Origin of the sequence: Xenorhabdus sp. PB61.4 (assembly GCF_963894935.1) — a bacterium.
Lineage (GTDB): Bacteria > Pseudomonadota > Gammaproteobacteria > Enterobacterales > Enterobacteriaceae > Xenorhabdus > Xenorhabdus stockiae.
Genome location: NZ_CAWQJR010000035.1, coordinates 17330 through 37351, shown reverse-complemented (window position 1 = coordinate 37351; position 20022 = coordinate 17330). Strand labels below are relative to the sequence as shown.

The window sequence follows — 20022 nt, the reverse complement described above, 5'->3', positions numbered from 1 at the left end:
GATTAAATTGCTTCTTCGTCCTGTTCACCAGTACGAATACGTACAACACGAGCAACATCGAACACAAAAATCTTGCCATCACCAATCTTACCGGTTTGGGCAGTCTGCATAATAGTATCGACACAGGTATCAACAATATCATCCGGTACGATAATCTCTATTTTGACTTTGGGCAGAAAATCCACCATATATTCTGCACCACGATACAGTTCGGTATGTCCTTTCTGGCGGCCAAATCCCTTCACCTCTGTCACCGTCATACCTGTGATACCGACTTCAGCCAGAGCTTCACGCACATCATCGAGCTTGAAAGGTTTGATAATTGCATCAATCTTTTTCATGAAGTATTCCTGTTATTACCAGTTCTTACGCCCGAAACCAGACGTAATCGGATAGCGCCTGTCTTTACCAAAATCACGCTGTGTAATACGCGGGCCAATCGGAGCCTGACGACGTTTATACTCATTGATGTCCACCAACCGGATCACCTTACGGACAATCGCTTCGTCAAAACCTTCTGCTACTAAATCAGCCACAGATTTATCTTTTTCTACATATCCCTCGAGGATAGCATCCAGCATGTCATACGGTGGCAGGCTGTCCTGATCGAGCTGATCGGGAGCCAGTTCCGCAGATGGCGGACGATCGATAACACGCTGAGGAATAGCAGGAGATAATGTATTACGATATGTGGATAATGCAAATACCATTGTTTTTGGCACATCTTTCAAAGCATTGAAGCCACCAGCCATATCGCCATATAAAGTGGAATAGCCTACTGCTGATTCACTTTTGTTACTGGTCGTCAGTACCAGACGACGGCGCTTGTTTGACATTGCCATCAGAATGACAGCCCGGCAGCGAGCCTGTAAGTTTTCTTCTGTCGTGTCTTTTTCTGTACCGGCAAACATCGGCTCCAACTGAGCCATAAATGCGTCAAACATCGGTTCGATAGAGACAATATCAAATTCAACACCGAGCAATTCAGCCTGTTCTCTGGCATCATGAATACTCATTTCAGAGGTATAGCGGAATGGCATCATCACCGCCTGTACATGCTCTTTACCCAAAGCATCCACCGCAATCGCCAGTGTCAGGCCGGAATCAATTCCTCCGGATAACCCAAGCAACGCGCCTTTAAAACCATTTTTCTGCACATAATCCCGCACAGAAAGAACTAAGGCTTTATAAATTTGCCCCAGTGGCGGCAATGGAGGGATCGGGTTTGCCATCGGCTCAATTGTCATATCGCTCAAACGACACTGCTCGACCTGCTCTTCAAAAGCTGCCATGCGGTGTGTGATTTCACCATTCATATCAAAGACTTTTGAACAACCATCAAAAATCAGCTGATCCTGTCCGCCAACCTGATTCAGATAGATGATTGGCAAATGGATACGCTGGCAGTGTGATTTGATAAGCGCACTGCGGATATTTGGTTTTTCGTGATTATAAGGAGAAGCATTCATTGATAGGATAATATCGGCTCCAGCCTGTTTCAAAGCATCAACCGGAGCATCAAACCATAAGTCTTCACAAATCAACAAACCCAAGTTATAACCTTTAAAGGGTATAACACAATTTCGCTCGCCCGCATCGAAATAGCGTTCTTCATCAAAAACACCATAATTAGGCAGTTGTTGCTTGAAGTAACGCGCAACGGTTTCACCTTTCCAGAACAGCGAAAGTGCGTTGTATATTTTTCCGTCCTGTTGCCACGGATGACCAACTAAAATACCAACCTGAGAGCTTGCCTCTTGTAAGCGTACTAACTGTTCGCGGCAACGCTGATGGAAATCAGAACGGAACAGGAGATCCTCTGGGAAATAACCCGACAGTGATAACTCAGAGAACATGACGAGATCAGCGCCTTTTTCCTGCTGTTCCTGTACTGTATGCAACATACGCTCGCTGTTGCCTTCGATATCCCCTACCAGCCAGTTTAATTGGGCAAGGGCAATATTAAGAGTACGACTCATAGAATGCGGCTCTCCTGGGCCATTATTCACTTCTCTGTCTGGTTCAGACAGTTCAATACGGCTTTAAAAACGTTTCGATTATTTATGGGATTTAAATTACAGGAAGGTTATTCCTTAAAATCATTGGCATCCAGTTCATGGCGAGCCAATAATTTATAAAATTCTGTTCGGTTACGCCCTGCTACACGGGCGGCGTGAGTGACATTACCTTTAGTCATTTGTAGTAATTTACGTAAGTAATTCAGTTCAAACTGGCTACGCGCCTCGACAAATGTCGGTAATGCCGTGTTTTCACCTTCCAAGGCCTGCATGACTAAGGCATCACTGATCACCGGGGCGGTTGTCAGCGCCACGCATTGTTCAATAACATTGACCAACTGGCGAACATTCCCCGGCCAGCTTGCTGCCATCAGGCATTTCATCGCATTGGTGGAGAAACTGCGCACAAAAGGCTTATGACGTTTGGCTGATTCCCGCAGCAAATGGTTTGCCAGTAAAGGAATATCTTCGGCCCGTTCATTCAGGGTCGGGATTTTCAGGTTGACGACATTCAATCGGTAATAAAGATCTTCGCGGAATTCATTGCGTTGCATCGCCTTCGGCAAATCCCGGTGAGTTGCCGAAATAATCCTGACATCAATATCTAAATCACGATTACTTCCCAGAGGGCGGATCTTACGCTCCTGTAATACCCTCAAGAGCTTAACCTGAAGCGCTAATGGCATATCGCCGATTTCATCAAGAAACAGCGTTCCTCCCTGAGCCGCCAGAAAAAGCCCTTCCCGGCTACTGACTGCTCCGGTAAATGCGCCTTTCGCATGACCGAACAGTTCAGATTCCAGCAGTTGTTCAGGTAAGGCACCACAGTTAATGGCAATAAAGGGTTTCTTTGCCCGGGGACTTGCACGATGAATAGCCTGAGCCAGCACTTCTTTACCGGTTCCGCTGTGCCCGTTAATCAAAACGCTGACATCAGACTGCGCCACCATTTTTGCCTGTTCCAGCAAACGCAGCATCAGAGGGCTGCGGGTGACAATTTGTTCACTCCATTTACCATCTATAGCAGGTGTTGATAATTCCAGAGCATCATCAATGGCTTTATAAAGTGCATCACGATCAACAGGTTTAGTCAGAAAACTAAATACACCCTGCTGTGTTGCGGCAACAGCATCGGGAATAGAACCATGAGCAGTGAGAATAATCACCGGCATACCCGGATGCTGTTTTTGAATTTCAGCAAATAAGGCCATGCCATCCATCTCATCCATGCGTAAGTCACTGATGACTAAATCTACTTTTTCTTTTAATAGGATGCGTAGTGCTTCATGCCCGCTTTCCACTGTCGTGACACGAAATCCTTCACTGATCAGACGCATTCCCAATAATTTCAGTAAGCTAGGATCATCATCAACCAGAAGGAGATGAGCAGGATTGCGTGCGGTCATTGTACTTCAGCTCCTTTTTCTTCTGAAAAATTATCTTCTGTCTTTGTTTCTGATTTTCTTTCCGGCAGTCGTTTCGAATGGCTTTCCGGGTGGGACTCGTTGATTTTATTACCGCTTTCATCAACAGGGTATTCTGTTTCAACTGACGCCGAAGAGACATTCTGGCTTTGCTTGCGGGATGAAAGCTGGCGTTCAATATCGGTCAGGTTTTCTAACTTACGGGATATTGAATGTAATTCATATTCCAGCCGGGTTCGTGCCTCTTTCAGTCGATCAATTTTGTTCTCACTATCTGATTGTAATCGCTGATATTTTGTCTTTTGCTCTGCCAGACTAATTTTTAAATATTGTTGGTCACGCCATAGTTGTAATAATGGCTGCAACGAAGGCGGGAATTGTGTGCTATATCGATTCAGGTTTTCTATGATACTGCGCCGTTCAGCAACTGAAGGTATTGAATGGTTGATAAGAATACTCTGTTTGAAAACCTGTGACCAATCATCTGCCATGAACTGCTTGACCTTGTCACGGGCTTCCGTTGGAGACAGTTTCTCCGTGCAGTCGATCAGTCTTAGCCAATAAAGGCTATTTTCCATTGCAGCTGTTTTTGTGATATTCCATATCACATCACACCCTTTAGGGTGATAATCGATGACACGCTGCTCCGGCATAATGGCTTCAGAAATTTTTGCCAGCTCACCAGAAGCGGAATTTGAAACACACCCTGCCAGTAAATAGGGAACAAACAGTAACATCATAGTACGGAAACACCGGGACACAGCCCGTTCAGATAAATGCGGCATTACCGCTTTTTTTTTCACTGTCCGAGTCACAATATTCTGCTGCTCCGTCTTCATCATAAAGTGGTGAGTAAACCTGTTGTGCATATTATTTAATCATTCTCTGCGGTTAGCGGCAGTTCAATCCGGAAACATACATCAGCAAAGTCGGATTCTATCAGATGAAGTTCTCCCCCCATCCGTTTAATACAATCCTGCGCAATACTCAAACCAAGACCACTTCCTTTGACCGCACCTTTGCGCTGAAGTTTTCCTTGATAAAATGGTTCGAAAATCATGCTCTTCTCTAACTCAGGGATAGGTGTTCCCGTATTGGCAATATCGATCTGAATATTTTTATCCACTTGCCGACCGGAAATCCAAATGTTACCGGATTCAGCGCCATAGTGCACTGCATTGGAGTAGAGATTATCAATAACTCTCATTAATAATTTAGGTTCAGCCCAACAATCATCAGCATCCAACTGAATTTCTGTATGAATATTTTTTGTCCGCGCAGGTAATTGATGTGACAAGACAACACTGTCAATTATCTCTTTTAACGACACAACCTGTTGTTCGGCAGGGACATCAACAATTTTACGATTATATTCGAGTAATTGTTCAATAAGTTGCTGTAAATGTTTACTGCTGCTGTCCAGAATGGTGACCACTTCTTTTTGATCTGTCGTTAATGGCCCGGCAATTTCATCCGCTAATAATTCCGTCCCTTCACGCATACTGGCAAGAGGCGTTTTCAGTTCGTGGGAGATATGCCGTAAAAACTCATGGCGCTGGGATTCAAGCCAGGACAGGCGTTCACTTAGCCAAATAATCCGCAATGCCAGTGAGCGTAACTCTCTGGGGCCCTTGAAGGACTCAATCTTGTTTTCAAGTGCCTGCCCTGCACCTAACCGATTAATCATACGCTCAATGCCTTTGACCGGCCCAATAATCATTCGTGTAAACAGGGCAATTAAAAACGCACTTAACAGAAATAAGATTAAACTTTGCCAGCCAAAAAATTGCCCTTTATCCGCAATTTCTTTTTGTAATTGCTCACCGCGGATAAAGATAATATTGCGTGTTTCCTGTACTAACTGATTATTAGCGTTTGAGAATTGTTCAAGCAATTTAGCAGCCGCAGCCTCTGGTACACTGTTGCGACAAGTAATCTTATTCAGCCCAGACAGGAGCTGATTAAACTTATCCTTATACTCTTTATTGGCCAGCATCGCCATCTGATTATTCAGCATCGTTGTGTACTGCTGATATTGGCGTTGATAGAGTTTTTCCAGCCGGACATCTCCCAAAACACAATACTGGCGATAACTGCGTTCCATCTCGAGGGCGACACCAATCATAGCTTCACTGCGCCGGGCGTCAGATAAGGTTGTACGGTTAATTTCTGCCGCCTGAGTACTCAGTTGGTCTAGGCTTTGATATGCCTGATATGCCAGAACTAATAGCGGTAATAACACCAGCCAGAAAGCCATTACAACTAATTGACGCAATGATCGGGGAAATAAACGCCTTTTTTTCAGAGAAATCATCTTAAAACCTGCAATTACGTTGATGCTAACCGATATAAGGTGGTAGAAAGCCAGCCAGATGATGGATTTTATCGCCGTTTTTCAGAAAAAATAGTCTCAAATAATGGGTTATAACAAATGGGCTGGCAAGAACAAGAATAATGCAGGCGGATATATCAACACGATGGGCAAAATGAATCTGCAGTAATGACGGCGGGATAGTATTTTTTCTACTATCCCGCCAGCGAGGAACCTATAAGAATATAGGTGGTGCCTCACTCCACGTGTCGCCCGTTGCTTGATAAGGCCCGAAAGCGAATATCATAAATTGGACGGTAGGCACCTTACTTTGGCGTCATTCCGGGCTTATGTGGCATTTTTCCACCCTATTCTGTGGGCCGACATAAAAAATTGAATGAGCAACTGCCCTTCATTAAGCACATTGCGTGCCAACTTTTAAAGTTTTTATTAATTAATTGATTTTATTATATAAAAATAAAAAACACTTTAATATTTATACTTTGTTATATGTATTTTTGATGCAGGGTATGTATTTCTGTCGCTAATTTATGACACTTCATGATTTAAATTAATTTAATTAATTAAATCATAATATTAAGTGTCTCTGTTTTGAGACAGCCAAAATGGCTATTGTCTCTTTTTAGAGACACTATTTTAAAAATATTAATTTAATTAACTCATAAAACAACGTAAGTTAACCAAATAAAAACATTTACACAACATTTCGTGTGTTATGGAAAATCTTTGCATTAATCTAAAATGGCTTCAGCTTCAATTTCTATTAGCCATTCAGGTAAAGATAACCCTGTTACAATGACCCAAGAAGAAGCGGGAGGCTCTGAAGGGAAATACTGCTGTAATAAAGATGATATGACCAACTGATTTTCATGCGATTCAGCTCCCTGCTTGATATAGATACGCAACATTGTAATATCGCTTAACTCACCACCAGCTTCTCGGATCACTGAGTGCAAATTTTCTAACGCAAGTTTAGTTTGAGCAGGCAACCCTCCCGGAATCGTTTCCTCATCTTTATTAATTCCTACCTGACCAGATAAAAACAGATGTCGGATTCCTGTTTTAATCACTGCCTGACTGAAACCATATTGAACAGAATTAAATACAGTTTCAGGATTTATCGTTTTTTTAGTCATAGAGATATGCCTTGACAGTCAGAGTAAAAAATCGCAAATAAAACGATAAATCAAAAAGATAAAAACCACATGCAGAAAAAACATTATCTGTGATAACGAAATGAAAAATAAAGGCTCTGATACATATTCAGAGCCTTATGATGAAAAGTGAAAATTGGATAATTAAGTTATTAACCTAACTGCTTGCGGGCATTACGGAAGATACGCATCCACGGGCCATCTTCTCCCCACTCCTCAGGGTGCCAGGAGTTACTCACTGTACGGAATACCCTTTCAGGGTGCGGCATCATTGCAGTAACTCGTCCATTGAGGCTGGTGACAGAAGTAATCCCACCAACAGAGCCATTAGGGTTAGCAGGGTAATTTTCTGTCGGCTGACCATAGTTATCTACAAATCGCAGGGCTATTTGCTGATGTTTTTCCAGTTCAGCCAGACTTTGACTACTTCTGAATTCCACCTGACCTTCACCATGAGCCACAGCAATTGGCAGGCGAGAACCCGCCATTCCCTGTAGAAACAACGATGGACTTTCTGTCACTTCAACCAGACTAAAACGGGCTTCATAACGTTCAGAGTAATTGCGGACAAAACGAGGCCAGTATTCTGTGCCCGGGATTAATTCGTGTAGATTCGAGATCATCTGGCAGCCATTACATACCCCAAGGGATAGGGTATCCGGTCGGGAAAAGAAGTGGGCAAAATCATCACGTACCCGTGAATTAAACAGAATGGATTTAGCCCAGCCTTCACCAGCACCAAGAACATCACCATATGAGAAGCCACCACAGGCAACCAGTGTCTGGAACTGCTCCAAGGTCACTCGTCCACTCAGCAAATCGCTCATATGGACATCCACGGCTTCAAAACCAGCACGATGGAATGCTGCCGCCATTTCGACGTGGGAATTCACTCCCTGTTCACGCAACACAGCAACACGTGGGCGTACCTGTTTGGATATGTAACAGGCGGCAATGTCTTCTGCCGGATCAAAGGTTAATTTCACATTCAGGCCCGGATCACTCAAATCCTGTTTTGATTGGTGTTCCTGATCTGCACATTCGGGGTTATCACGAAGACGCTGCATCTGCCAGGTTGTTTCTGCCCACCATAAACGCAGAGTGCTCCGGTTCTGGCGATAAACTTCCATATTATTACTGGAGATGACAAAATCATCTCCCGCTTTGGCTTGACCCAAATAATGTACGCAATCGCTTAATCCATGGTCAGCCAGTAGATTTTCAACCTGTTCCCTGTCAGTTTCACGAACCTGAATCACCGCGCCTAATTCTTCACTGAATAAAGCAGCCAGAATATCTTCGTCAAAAGCACTGATATTGGCGTGCAGGCCACAGTGCCCCGCAAATGCCATTTCTGCCAGTGTTACCAGCAGGCCACCGTCAGAGCGGTCGTGATAAGCCAGCAATTTACGTTCTGCAATCAGTTGCTGAATAGCTTTAAAGAAACCTGCGAGTTGTTCAGTATTGCGAATATCCGCAGTCTTATCGCCAAGCTGGCGATAAACCTGAGCCAGTGCCGTTCCTCCTAATGCATTTTGTCCCAATCCCAGATCGATCAGAATTAATGCGTTATCATCATCCGTTGATAATTCAGGTGTCACGGTATAACGCACATCTTCTACCCGTGCAAATGCAGTGATGACTAATGAAAGCGGAGACGTCATCTCACGCTCTTCACCATCTTGTGTCCAACGGGTTTTCATCGACATAGAATCTTTGCCGACAGGGATCGTCAGGCCCAATGCCGGGCATAATTCTTCGCCAACCGCTTTCACTGCTTCATATAATCCGGCATCTTCCCCTGCGTGACCTGAAGCTGACATCCAGTTAGCAGACAGCTTCACTCGCTTCAAATCCTGTACATAAGCTGAGGCGATATTTGTCAGTGCTTCTCCGACAGCCATGCGGGCCGAAGCAACAAAGTCCAGCAGGGCAACCGGAGCACGTTCCCCCATCGACATCGCTTCACCATAATAGCTATCCAGACTCGCTGTCGTCACCGCACAATCCGCAACCGGGATCTGCCAGGGGCCGACCATCTGGTCTCTTGCTACCATACCGGTTATTGAGCGGTCACCAATGGTGATCAGGAAAGTTTTCTCTGCTACTGCGGGTAAATGCAGAACACGTTTGACTGCCTCTGCCAAATCAATTCCCTGACGCTCCAGCCCTTTTCCTTGTGCTTTCAGTGAATTTACATTTTTCAGCATCTTTGGTGTCTTACCAAGAAGCACATCCAATGGCATATCAATTGGCTGATTATCGAAATGGCGGTCATTCAACAACAGATGACGCTCTTCTGTCGCTTCACCAATCACAGCATACGGTGCTCGTTCCCGCTGGCAAATATCCTCGAACAGAGCAAGCTGTTCCGGCGCTACAGCTAAGACATAACGTTCCTGAGATTCATTGCACCATACCTGTAATGGACTCATGCCCGGTTCATCGTTGAGGATATTACGCAGTTCAAAACGGCCTCCTCGCCCGCCGTCGCTGACTAATTCCGGCATTGCATTTGACAGCCCACCAGCACCAACATCGTGGATGAACAGAATCGGGTTGTCATTGCCAAGCTGCCAGCAGCGATCAATCACCTCCTGACAACGGCGTTCCATTTCTGCGTTATCACGCTGCACGGAGGCAAAATCCAGTTCTGCATCAGACTGACCAGATGTCATTGAAGAAGCCGCTCCGCCACCAAGGCCGATATTCATGCTTGGGCCACCCAGCACAATCAGCCTGGCACCAACAGAGATCTCCCCTTTCTGGATGTGCTCTTCACGAATATTGCCGATTCCTCCGGCCAGCATAATCGGCTTATGATAACCACGCAATTCAGTACCATTATGGGATGTCACCTCTTCTTCATACGTTCTGAAATACCCTAATAACGCAGGACGGCCAAATTCATTATTAAATGCAGCGCCTCCCAAAGGGCCTTCCAGCATGATATCCAGTGCACTGACAATTCGCTCAGGTTTACCAAACTCTTCTTCCCACGGTTGTTCAAATCCGGGAATTTTCAGGTTAGAAACAGAAAAACCAACCAGCCCGGCTTTAGGTTTAGCTCCCCGGCCTGTAGCACCTTCATCACGGATTTCTCCACCCGAACCTGTCGCCGCTCCCGGCCACGGAGAAATGGCAGTTGGGTGGTTATGTGTTTCAACTTTCATCAATATATGAGCGGGTTCCTGATGATAGTCGTATACCCCATTTTCAGGATTAGGGAAAAAACGCCCTGCCTGAGAACCTTCCATAACAGCAGCGTTATCTTTATAAGCAGAAAAAACATGATCCGGCGTCTGTTCAAATGTATTTTTAATCATCTTAAACAGAGATTTTTCCTGTTCCTGACCATCAATCACCCAATCCGCATTGAAAATTTTATGGCGGCAATGTTCAGAATTTGCCTGTGCGAACATGTAGAGTTCAACATCAGTCGGGTTACGCTCTAATTTCTGGAAAGCACGCAGCAAATAGTCAATCTCATCCGCCGCCAATGCCAGCCCCAATTCAATATTGGCAGATTCCAATGCTGCACGTCCTGATTGCAGAATATCAACCTGTTTCAATGGTGCTGGCTGTTGGTGAGAAAACAGCACTTCCGCCTGCTCAAACTGAGTAAACACGCGTTCCATCATACGATCGTGCAGTAACGCCGACAGTGCCTGCCACTGCATATCATTCATTTCACCGCACTGGATATAATAGGCAATCCCTCTTTCCAGACGGGCAATCTGTTTCAGCCCACAGTTATGAACTATCTCTGTCGCTTTTGAAGACCACGGTGATATCGTACCTGGCCGGGGAGTGACTAAAAATAGTTGACCTTTGGGTTCATGTTCAGCTAAAGAAGGACCATATTTTAATAGTCTGTTTAATTTTTCCTGTTCTTCTGCCGTAAGAGGTGAATTTATTTCCGCGAAATGGACATATTCCGCATAAATTTCTGTCACGGGAAGCTGTTGAGCCTGGCACTGGGAATGGAGCTTAGTAATACGAAACGCTGATAAAGCGGGCGAGCCACGCAGAATTTCCATAGTAATAGGTTCTCTCATCTTAGAAGCAAAGCCTGACTGATGCCTTAGGGGAAACGCCGACATTATAGAGGAATGTTTTCCTCGACGAAACCGTTTGCGTGAGCGTTAATTCATCTATCAACACATACAATGGACTTTTAAAACGGCTCCAATAAAGTTGCAGGCTTCAATTTTGTTGCGCAAAATTCCTAAGTACTGGAAATTTAACCATGCTATTATCTGACATTTCATACTGAGCCTAACCGTACTGACGAGAGATAACTGTTTGAGCAATATCAAGATAAATTATTTTGTCATCGTCATTATCGCACTCCTGTCTGCCACAATTATTGGCCTCAACATCAGTTGGCCTAATAAACAGCAGGAGCAGATAAACAGGATCTTGGCGCGGGGCGAACTTAGGGTTAGTACCATCAGTTCCCCTCTGATTTCACTTAATGATAAAAATGAACCTGTAGGATTTGATTATGATTTAGCCAAACGGTTTGCCGATTATCTGGGTGTCAAGCTGAGCATTAAGTTTCGTTCTAACATTAACCAGCTTTTTGACGACTTAGATAATGACAAAGCTGATTTTTTAGCCGCAGGTCTTATCTACAATAAAGAAAGACTTAACCAGACGCGAACTGGCCCGGCCTATTACTCTGTATCTCAGCAGTTGGTTTATCGTAAAGGTACGGTACGTCCGCGCTCATTTGCAGATCTGACTGGCTCACTGGTTGTAAGCGCAGGTTCAGCCCATGTCAGTGAGCTGAAGCAATTGAAAGAAAAATCTTATCCGGATTTAAGCTGGGAAGAATCATCACATAGTAATACTCAGGAACTACTTGAGCAGGTTTCTGAGGGCAAAATTGATTATACCATCAGTGATTCCATCAGCCTTGCCCTGCAACAGCGGATCCACCCTAATCTGGCGATCGCTTTCGATGTCAGTGAAGACAAGCCGCTGACCTGGTATTTAAAACGTAATGATGACTATAGCCTCTATTCAGCAATGCTGGATTTTTTCAACATGCTGACCGAAAACGGTATAACCTCACGGCTGGAAGATAAATACTTCAGCCATATTGGTTCATTCGATTACTTCGATACTATTTCATTTATTCGTGCAATCAACAAACTACTGCCGACATATCAGCCTATTTTTGAAAAATACGCTGGTTCTCTGGACTGGCGGTTAGTTGCAGCTATCGCATGGCAGGAATCACACTGGGATCCACTGGCAACCTCCCCCACCGGAGTTCGCGGCATGATGATGCTGACCCGTCCGACAGCAGAATGGGCAGGAATCAAAGACCGTCTTGATCCGGAAGAAAGTGTAAAAGGAGGAATGGCATATTTACATTACCTGATGGAACGTTTGCCAGAGACCATTCCTGAAGATGAGAGAATTTGGTTCGCATTAGCGGCTTATAATATAGGGTATGGGCATATTCTTGATGCACGCAAATTAACAGCTATGCAAAAAGGAGATCCTAATCTCTGGATGGATGTTAAATCGCGAATACCCCTGTTAGCTCAGAAAAAATACTATGCCAATACTACATATGGCTATGCTCGGGGCTATGAAGCCTACCGCTACGTCGGAAATATTCGTCGTTATTATCAAAGTCTGGAAGGATATCTGAGAGCCAGAAACAACCGTAACAAGACAGAAACTCCAGATATGCAGGCTCAGCCGGCAACTGCCAGTAATTCTCATCCTCCAGCAGAAGCCCCCGTGTCCGCTCAGATTATGCAGTAAACGTTTATCACCCTTCCAGTTGTTGCTTTTTCAGCCGTTTTAATTCCTTATGCTGCTCCCTACGTTGTTTGAAAAATGCACTCAACATAGCGGAGCATTCCTGCTCCAGCACACCACCAGTAATTTCAATCCGATGGTTCATTCCGGGATGACGCAGAATATCGATCAAAGACCCGGCTGCTCCCGTTTTCATATCACTTGCACCGTAAACCAGCCGCTGTATACGGCTGTGGATCATCGCTCCTGCGCACATGACACATGGCTCCAGAGTGACATACAGTGTTGTCTCCAGCAGGCGATAGTTTTGTAATTGAGTGCCTCCACGCCGTAATGCAATAATTTCTGCATGGGCCGTTGGATCATGATCTGTTATGGGATGGTTATAACCTTCAGCAATAATTTTATTATCCGCTACCAGCAGTGCTCCTACAGGGATTTCCCCTTTTGCCTGTGCCTGCATGGCCAAATCCATGGCCTGACGCATCCAGTATTCATCACTATATATTTCTGTCACTACATGTTCTCTTGCTGGTTATATCCTGTTAATTATACCCTATGGATTTATTCAGCCTGAATTTCGTCAAAGAACTCATTCAGAAACTGTTCCATGCGCTTTGTTCTTTCCCGAGCCATTTGTTTGCCAGTTTCCGTTTGAAAACCCGCTTCTATCTTGAATAATTTGGTATAAAAATGGTCAACCGCATAAGCGCGATCATCATATTCACGCTGCTTTGCCAAGGGATCATAAGCATTATATAAACCTGAACGCATACGCCCTGCTGTATAAAAACAACGGGCAACACCCATCATACCTATGGAATCGAGCCGATCAGCATCCTGTACAATTTGAGCTTCCAGTGTCTCCGGAGTCAATCCCGCAGAGAAACTATGCGTCTCAATTGCATGGCCGACCGCAGCAATATCTTCTTCGCTCCAGCCAAGATCTTTTAATATCAGAGTGGCTTTTTCCGCTGCCATACGGGAGGCTAAATGCCGGTTTGGGTCATTTTTCTCAACGCTAACGCAATCATGTAATAAAACAGCTGCAAAAACTAACCTCAAATTACCACATTCAGCTTCACAGATTTTCTGGGCATTTCTCCAAACCCGGTATAAATGAGCCACATCGTGCGCACCATCATCCCCTTCTATTGCAACTGGTAAAATTTGCTGAGCTAAATCATCAAACGGTGAAAAAGATAACATTGCCAAAACCTCTTAATGGGTAAAAGGGTATCTTAACAAAAGCACTCGGAACATTTTATTAGATTTCAAAAGGAAGACACCAAGGAAAACTTGCCAGATATAATATCCTTTCCTAACATAGCGATGTAATTGCATGATCGCATAACATGATTTAATTATTTGTTTTATATCGATTATTTCAAGATAAAAATAGGCAAATTCTATGCTGACAGGGCTAAACCATCTGACACTGGCAGTCTCTCATCTCGAGCACAGTCTCGCTTTTTACATTAATCTGCTTGGATTTACCCCACATGTCCGCTGGCAAAATGGGGCTTATTTAACTCTGGGTGATCTGTGGCTCTGTCTTTCCTGTGACGAAGCAAAACCAGCACAGGATTATACGCATATCGCCTTTAATATCGAAGCTCAGCATTTTTCTGCTTTCAGAGAAAAATTGCTCAGTGCTGGAGTAAAACAATGGAAAGAGAACCGAAGTGAGGGAGATTCAGTCTACCTGTTGGATCCAGACGGTCATCAGCTTGAAATCCATGTGGGATCGCTGACAAGCCGCCTTGATGCGCTACGCATAAAGCCTTATGAAGGATTAAAGTGGTATTGAAACTTTCGTTATTAATATCCACTACTGGATTGTTGTCTCCATAAATGAGCTGCAACAAGAGCCTTCCAGGGAGAAAAACCTGCCAGCCATTTCTCTGTTTGCTCAGTATCTACCTTGCTTTCCTGTTTCAGCAAGTACTGGAGATTACGCCTCACAGCGACATCGCCATGCAAAGAGCCATTCAGATAATTTAATCCCCTTAGCAGGGTATAATTGACTGTCCAGATACCGATTCCCTTAATCGCTAAAAGATTTTTGGTAAGCCGGCTGATTTCAGCTTCATCAGTTTCAATAGACAAATCCAATTCACCAGAATCGATTAGCTGACAGACATTCAATAGCGCCTTCGCTTTACCCATAGAAAAACCACACTGATACAAATCCTGTTCTGTACACTGCATAACTTCTTTATGAGTCGGATGGCACATTAACCCTGAAGTATGTTTAATCCCAATAGATTGAATAAATCGTCGACGAATGGAAACTGCTGCACTGACACTTATCTGCTGGCCTATAATTGCCCAGCTCAATGCTTCAAAAGGCGATGCCGATTGATAAATGCGCAAACCCGCCTGCCGCATGATGAGTTCTCCAATCACTGGGTTTTCCTGATATTGTTCTTCAAATATTTCAACAGGCTGTAATAACCCAAGCATATGCGTTGCTAAAACAGACAAAGCATCTTTGGAATAAGATGCGCTGTCACCATCAATATCAAGCTGTACCTGAGCCCTATTTTTCTCCATTGAAATGGTCAGTAATGCCGGGTTTCCGTGCCAGATAATGCCTTTTTTAACCTGATCCAGCTGCACAATTTCAGAAACACACTTTTCATCCCGCTGATGAAACGCCAAAAAATCTAGCGCGAGATAATTATCTGGTAAGATAATCTCCGCAAAAAAGCTTGGTTTCATTACAAGAACTCCATCATAAATTTTCATAATAGATCGGAATGGCGCTACTGATGACCAAACAATATATCTATTGTGATATGTGTGAACTTATCAAGTCCTCAAATAATCAAGGATAAATAAGTTTTAGTAAAGATTCTGAATAGATTCTTAGGAACAATAAGGATGATGAAGCGCCATTATTTATATTTTACAGGACATGAGAGCTGACTATTGATAGCACCAATCCCTGATAATGTAAGGAATTTGCTAAATAAATGAGCAGATACAAAAAACCGTGAAGCGCATCAACGCTACACGGTTTAAAGTGAAAAACAGTTATTCATTAAACCCTGTATTTGCGGGATTTAATTATCTGGATGTATACCTATTTGAATAGGTAGCATAACTGTTTTGCAAAAAATAGATGTTGCCTTAGAGGATCACTACATTGGCAGCAGCTGGGCCTTTCATACCATTTTCAATGGTAAAAGAAACTTCTTGGCCTTCATCTAAGCTTTTGAAGCTATTACTTTGGATAGCAGAATAGTGAACAAACACATCTTTGCTGCCATCTTTTGGAGAGATAAAGCCGAAGCCTTTATCGTTGTTAAACCATTTTACTGTGCCAGTCATTGTATTAGACATACGAATTCCTTTGAATTGTTTTATTAATTGCCATGAGGCAAGATGATATTTTTGATTTGATTTATACGTACTTATGGGAACTAAATTAGAAGGAATTCGCTATGAAGGGATATCAAAGATAACGCTCACTGCTGAACTGCTTGAAACTTGCTTATCATAAATAGGTTTGTACTTCCAAACCAGTGGCGATATTATATCCACATCTTCACGGTGATAGCAAACTTTATTTTCTGTCTCACTTTAGTTTACAATAATAATTTGCGTAATATATTGAAATGGCACTACTAATTACCAAACGCTGCATCAATTGTGATATGTGTGAACCTGAATGCCCTAATCAGGCTATCACGATGGGTGCTGAAATCTATGAAATAGCTCCGGAGCGCTGTACTGAGTGCATAGGGCATTATGAAAAGCCTACCTGCCAGTCTGTATGTCCGATAACAAACACTATTATTATCGACCCCGAGTATAAAGAGACAGAAGAGCAGCTATGGGATAAATTTGTGCTCTTACATCATGCTGACAAAATCTGAGTTCAGATTATTCATGGTATTCAAAATGGCTTTTCTGCTGATACCTCGTCCACATAGAACGAGGTCATAATATTTTTCTAACTCTCCAATATCACCGTTGCACAGGCATATCGCCGTTCATCTGCCAGTGTGACATGCATAGATTTCACATTCAGTTGGCTCGATAATATTCTTGCTTCGCCATGAAGTTTTTACGTTTTGCCAGGCGTTCGCCAGAACGCCCGACAATTTCCTCTATACGGAGAATTTCAACAATATCTGTACCCAGTCAGATAATGGTCATTAACGGCGGGCTTCACGCAACAATGTTTTCATATCATAAACAGCAGCAGACAAACCACTGAATAATGCCCGCCCGATAATGGCATGGCCGATATTCAGTTCATAAATTTCCGGCAATGCTGCAATGCGCTGTACATTATGATAAGTCAGCCCGTGGCCTGCGTTGACTTTTATACCTTTAGCGGCGGCATAAGTTACAGCTTCTTTAATACGCTGAAACTCTTTTTCCTGTTGCGCATCATTTTCTGCATCAGCATACGCACCAGTATGGATTTCAATATAAGGCGCCCCCACTTCAGCCGCAGCATCAATCTGTTGATGATCTGCATCAATAAACAGGGAAACAAGAATACCTGCATCTGATAAACGCTTAACTGCTGCGCCGACATGGGCTTTCTGCCCGAAGACATCCAATCCCCCTTCTGTTGTGACTTCCTCACGTTTTTCAGGGACTAAACAACAAAAAGCAGGTTTGATTTGGCAGGCTATTTCTACCATCTCATCAGTCACAGCCATTTCCAGATTCATACGTGTCTGGATGGTTTTTGCTAATAACTGAACATCTCTGTCTGTAATGTGGCGACGATCTTCACGTAAGTGAACTGTTATCCCATCAGCACCAGCCTGTTCAGCAACAAATGCAGCCTGTACAGGATCAGGATATTGCGTTCCACGGGCATTACGTACTGTTGCAATATGGTCAATGTTGATGCCTAACAATACCTCAGCCATTTTTAGCTCCTGCAATTATATATTAGATAAAACAACGTACTCACTCTCCATTATTGAGAGCGATCCCATCTTAATTTTTTTGGTTCGTGTTACCTGTATTTCTGCGCACAAATTGATGAAATAATTCACGGCTCTTTAACGGTTTTCCCCCGAGATAAGGCTGTAAGGCAATGCGAGTAAATCGCTTGGCCGCCTTCAGTGTAGCCGGATCAGGAAATTCACGCGCAGCCAGTGCCTTTAGTTCATTGCCAGTAAAGCTGTAGTGATCAACAACCAGACTGGCAATAAATCCTTTTTCTTCTCGATAGCGGTATGTCATTGTGTCTGTGACAGGCTCACCGCTGCCCGCACAATGGAGGTAATCCACGCCATAACCCATGTTATTCAGCACCGATAGTTCAAAACGGCGCAGGGCGTATTCAGGCGTGTATTCACTTGCAGCCAACACTTGCAAGCACTGGAGGTAATCAAAGAAAAGGGCAGGATAGGCGGTTCCCTGTTCAAGAACTCTGGATAAGAGTTCATTGACATACAGGCCGCTGTATAAAACGCTACCGGTTAAAGGAAGAGCTAACGAGACGGGTTCGGCATCCCGTAATGTTTTGATTTCACCCCGCCCACTCCAGCGAACCAGTAGCGGGGTAAAAGGCTGAAGACAGCCTTTCAGATTAGAACGGCGGCTACGTGCTCCCTTTGCTAAAACACGCACTCGCCCTTCATGTTCAGTAAAAAAATCCAGTAACAAACTGGTTTCACTGTAAGGGCGCCCATGAAGCACGAAGGCTCTCTGCCAGCCGTCCACGATTAACCTTATAAATCGTCAATATAGCCAAGACTACGCAGAGCACGTTCATCATCCGCCCAGCCAGCTTTCACTTTGACCCAAAGTTCTAAATGAACTTTAACATCAAACAGCTTTTCCATATCCTGACGGGCTTCTGTTCCGATTGTTTTGATTTTGCTGCCTTTGTTACCAATGACCATTTTTTTCTGGCCATCACGCTCTACCAGAATCAGGCCGTGGATCGTATAACCTCCACGTTCATTAGTGACAAATTGTTCAATTTCAACTGTAACGGAATAAGGTAATTCTTCACCCAGAAAACGCATCAGTTTTTCACGGATAATTTCGGATGCCATGAAACGCTGTGAACGGTCAGTAATGTAATCTTCAGGGAAATGGTGTTCCGCTTCCGGCATGCGCTCACGCACAATTTTAGCGATGGTATCAACATTCGTGCCTTTTTCTGCGCTGATCGGCACAACATCGATGAAATTCATCTGCTGGCTGAGAAAACCGATATGCGGCAGTAAAATGGTTTTATCCGTGACGTTATCCACTTTATTGATAACCAGCATAACCGGGCAACGCAGGTCACGCAGTTTATTCACAACCATTTCGTCATCCGGTGTCCAGTGAGTACCTTCCACAACAAAAATGACCAGTTCCACATCACCGATTGAACTGCTTGCAGCACGGTTCATCAGGCGGTTAATTGCTCGCTTTTCTTCGATATGAAGACCCGGGGTATCAACATAAATAGTCTGATAAACCCCTTCCGTATGGATCCCCATGATACGATGGCGTGTCGTCTGAGGTTTACGGGAAGTAATGGAGACTTTTTGACCCAGTAACTGATTCAATAAAGTCGATTTACCGACGTTGGGTCGTCCGACTATTGCAACGAATCCGCAATAGTTTTTTTCTTTGCTCATTCAAGCTCCAGTTGTTTTAATGCTTGTTCCGCAGCCGCCTGTTCTGCCTTGCGACGGCTGGAACCTATTCCTCTGACAGGCTGCTCAAATCCACTGACCTGACAATGAATTGTAAATTCCTGATCGTGTGCTTCTCCACGAACCTGAACAACCAGATATGATGGCAACGGCAGATGGCGCCCTTGCAAATATTCCTGTAAACGCGTTTTGGGATCTTTTTGTTTATCACCCGGACTAATTTCATTCAGACGACTTTCGTACCAATTCAGTACAATTTGTTCAACAGTTTGAATATCGCTGTCCAAAAAAATACCGCCAATCAGGGCTTCAATGCTATCCGCTAAAATAGATTCACGGCGATGACCACCACTTTTTAACTCGCCCGGCCCTAAACGCAGACATTCACCCAGTTCAAATTCTCTGGCAAGTTCCGCCAGTGTATTACCTCGCACCAATGTGGCGCGCATCCGGCTCATATCGCCTTCGTCAACCCGGGGAAAACGGTGATAAAGCGCGTTAGCAATGACAAAGCTCAGGATTGAGTCGCCAAGAAATTCCAAACGTTCATTATGCTTACTGCTGGCACTACGGTGAGTTAACGCCTGAAGCAATAAATCATTCTGCTTAAAGGTATATCCCAGCTTACGCTGTAACCTGTTCATTATTATGGAGTTCATGTGCTACCAATTCAGTTAGAAT

At 44.0% G+C, this 20022-nt stretch carries 18 protein-coding genes and 1 pseudogene; 3 read left to right on the top strand and 16 right to left on the bottom strand.

Annotated features, from left to right (window positions below):
- Positions 1–2 precede the first annotated feature (2 nt).
- The 7 genes from glnB to purL all read right to left on the bottom strand — a co-directional run bounded on the left by glnB (position 3) and on the right by purL (position 10968).
- Positions 3–341, bottom strand: a complete 339-nt coding sequence (gene glnB / locus AACX68_RS03205; RefSeq protein WP_086956068.1) for a nitrogen regulatory protein P-II — start codon at positions 339–341, stop codon at positions 3–5.
- Positions 342–356: 15 nt separating this feature from the next.
- Entirely contained in the window at positions 357–1979 is a 1623-nt protein-coding gene (locus tag AACX68_RS03200) for an NAD+ synthase (RefSeq protein WP_228858367.1), read from the bottom strand.
- A 107-nt stretch (positions 1980–2086) separates the two neighbouring features.
- Entirely contained in the window at positions 2087–3424 is a 1338-nt protein-coding gene (glrR, locus tag AACX68_RS03195; RefSeq protein WP_099110611.1) for a two-component system response regulator GlrR, read from the bottom strand.
- Positions 3421–4284: a two-component system QseEF-associated lipoprotein QseG gene (gene qseG / locus AACX68_RS03190; protein ID WP_339389270.1), complete on the bottom strand. Its 864-nt coding sequence runs from the start codon at positions 4282–4284 to the stop codon at positions 3421–3423. Before qseG ends, glrR begins: the two co-directional genes overlap by 4 nt.
- A gap of 32 nt (positions 4285–4316) precedes the next feature.
- Complete coding sequence (locus tag AACX68_RS03185) at positions 4317–5756, bottom strand: sensor histidine kinase (protein WP_228858365.1); 1440 nt, start codon at positions 5754–5756, stop codon at positions 4317–4319.
- Between the two features lie 749 nt (positions 5757–6505).
- Complete coding sequence (locus AACX68_RS03180) at positions 6506–6910, bottom strand: RidA family protein (protein WP_228858364.1); 405 nt, start codon at positions 6908–6910, stop codon at positions 6506–6508.
- Between the two features lie 170 nt (positions 6911–7080).
- A complete protein-coding gene (gene purL / locus AACX68_RS03175; RefSeq protein ID WP_228858379.1) occupies positions 7081–10968 on the bottom strand; it encodes a phosphoribosylformylglycinamidine synthase in 3888 nt (1295 codons plus the stop codon).
- A gap of 265 nt (positions 10969–11233) precedes the next feature.
- On the opposite strand from purL, the gene mltF reads away from it, so the two are divergent.
- The gene (mltF, locus tag AACX68_RS03170; RefSeq protein WP_228858363.1) at positions 11234–12712 is read left to right on the top strand and encodes a membrane-bound lytic murein transglycosylase MltF; all 1479 of its coding nucleotides are present in this window, start codon (positions 11234–11236) and stop codon (positions 12710–12712) included.
- A gap of 7 nt (positions 12713–12719) precedes the next feature.
- On the opposite strand, the gene tadA is transcribed toward mltF, so the two are convergent.
- Both tadA and AACX68_RS03160 read right to left on the bottom strand, forming a co-directional pair.
- Positions 12720–13226 carry a tRNA adenosine(34) deaminase TadA gene (gene tadA / locus AACX68_RS03165; protein ID WP_339389269.1) on the bottom strand — a complete coding sequence of 169 codons (507 nt, stop codon included), beginning with the start codon at positions 13224–13226 and terminating at the stop codon, positions 12720–12722.
- A 47-nt stretch (positions 13227–13273) separates the two neighbouring features.
- Complete coding sequence (locus AACX68_RS03160; RefSeq protein WP_228858362.1) at positions 13274–13918, bottom strand: HD domain-containing protein; 645 nt, start codon at positions 13916–13918, stop codon at positions 13274–13276.
- A gap of 202 nt (positions 13919–14120) precedes the next feature.
- Between AACX68_RS03160 and fos the strand changes: the two genes are divergently transcribed.
- The gene (fos, locus tag AACX68_RS03155) at positions 14121–14519 is read left to right on the top strand and encodes a fosfomycin resistance glutathione transferase (protein ID WP_228858361.1); all 399 of its coding nucleotides are present in this window, start codon (positions 14121–14123) and stop codon (positions 14517–14519) included.
- Positions 14520–14530: 11 nt separating this feature from the next.
- Here the strand turns inward: fos and AACX68_RS03150 are convergent, their stop codons facing one another.
- Both AACX68_RS03150 and cspE read right to left on the bottom strand, forming a co-directional pair.
- The gene (locus AACX68_RS03150) at positions 14531–15433 is read right to left on the bottom strand and encodes a DNA-3-methyladenine glycosylase family protein (protein WP_228858360.1); all 903 of its coding nucleotides are present in this window, start codon (positions 15431–15433) and stop codon (positions 14531–14533) included.
- 411 nt (positions 15434–15844) lie between these two features.
- On the bottom strand, positions 15845–16057 hold the full coding sequence (gene cspE / locus AACX68_RS03145) for a transcription antiterminator/RNA stability regulator CspE (RefSeq protein WP_099110625.1): 213 nt from the start codon (positions 16055–16057) through the stop codon (positions 15845–15847).
- Positions 16058–16332: 275 nt separating this feature from the next.
- Between cspE and AACX68_RS03140 the strand changes: the two genes are divergently transcribed.
- Positions 16333–16593 (top strand): YfhL family 4Fe-4S dicluster ferredoxin, encoded by a 261-nt coding sequence (locus tag AACX68_RS03140; RefSeq protein WP_099121886.1) that lies wholly within the window; start codon positions 16333–16335, stop codon positions 16591–16593.
- A gap of 77 nt (positions 16594–16670) precedes the next feature.
- Here the strand turns inward: AACX68_RS03140 and AACX68_RS03135 are convergent.
- The 5 genes and pseudogenes from AACX68_RS03135 to rnc all read right to left on the bottom strand — a co-directional run bounded on the left by AACX68_RS03135 (position 16671) and on the right by rnc (position 20000).
- Positions 16671–16861, bottom strand: a pseudogene (locus AACX68_RS03135) (hypothetical protein).
- A gap of 14 nt (positions 16862–16875) precedes the next feature.
- Complete coding sequence (gene pdxJ, locus AACX68_RS03130) at positions 16876–17607, bottom strand: pyridoxine 5'-phosphate synthase (protein WP_228858359.1); 732 nt, start codon at positions 17605–17607, stop codon at positions 16876–16878.
- Positions 17608–17677: 70 nt separating this feature from the next.
- Positions 17678–18409, bottom strand: coding sequence for a DNA repair protein RecO (recO, locus tag AACX68_RS03125; protein WP_099110630.1), 732 nt, complete (start codon positions 18407–18409; stop codon positions 17678–17680).
- Between the two features lie 8 nt (positions 18410–18417).
- Complete coding sequence (gene era / locus AACX68_RS03120; protein ID WP_099110632.1) at positions 18418–19323, bottom strand: GTPase Era; 906 nt, start codon at positions 19321–19323, stop codon at positions 18418–18420.
- Complete coding sequence (gene rnc, locus AACX68_RS03115) at positions 19320–20000, bottom strand: ribonuclease III (RefSeq protein ID WP_099110634.1); 681 nt, start codon at positions 19998–20000, stop codon at positions 19320–19322. Before rnc ends, era begins: the two co-directional genes overlap by 4 nt.
- Positions 20001–20022: the final 22 nt, after the last annotated feature.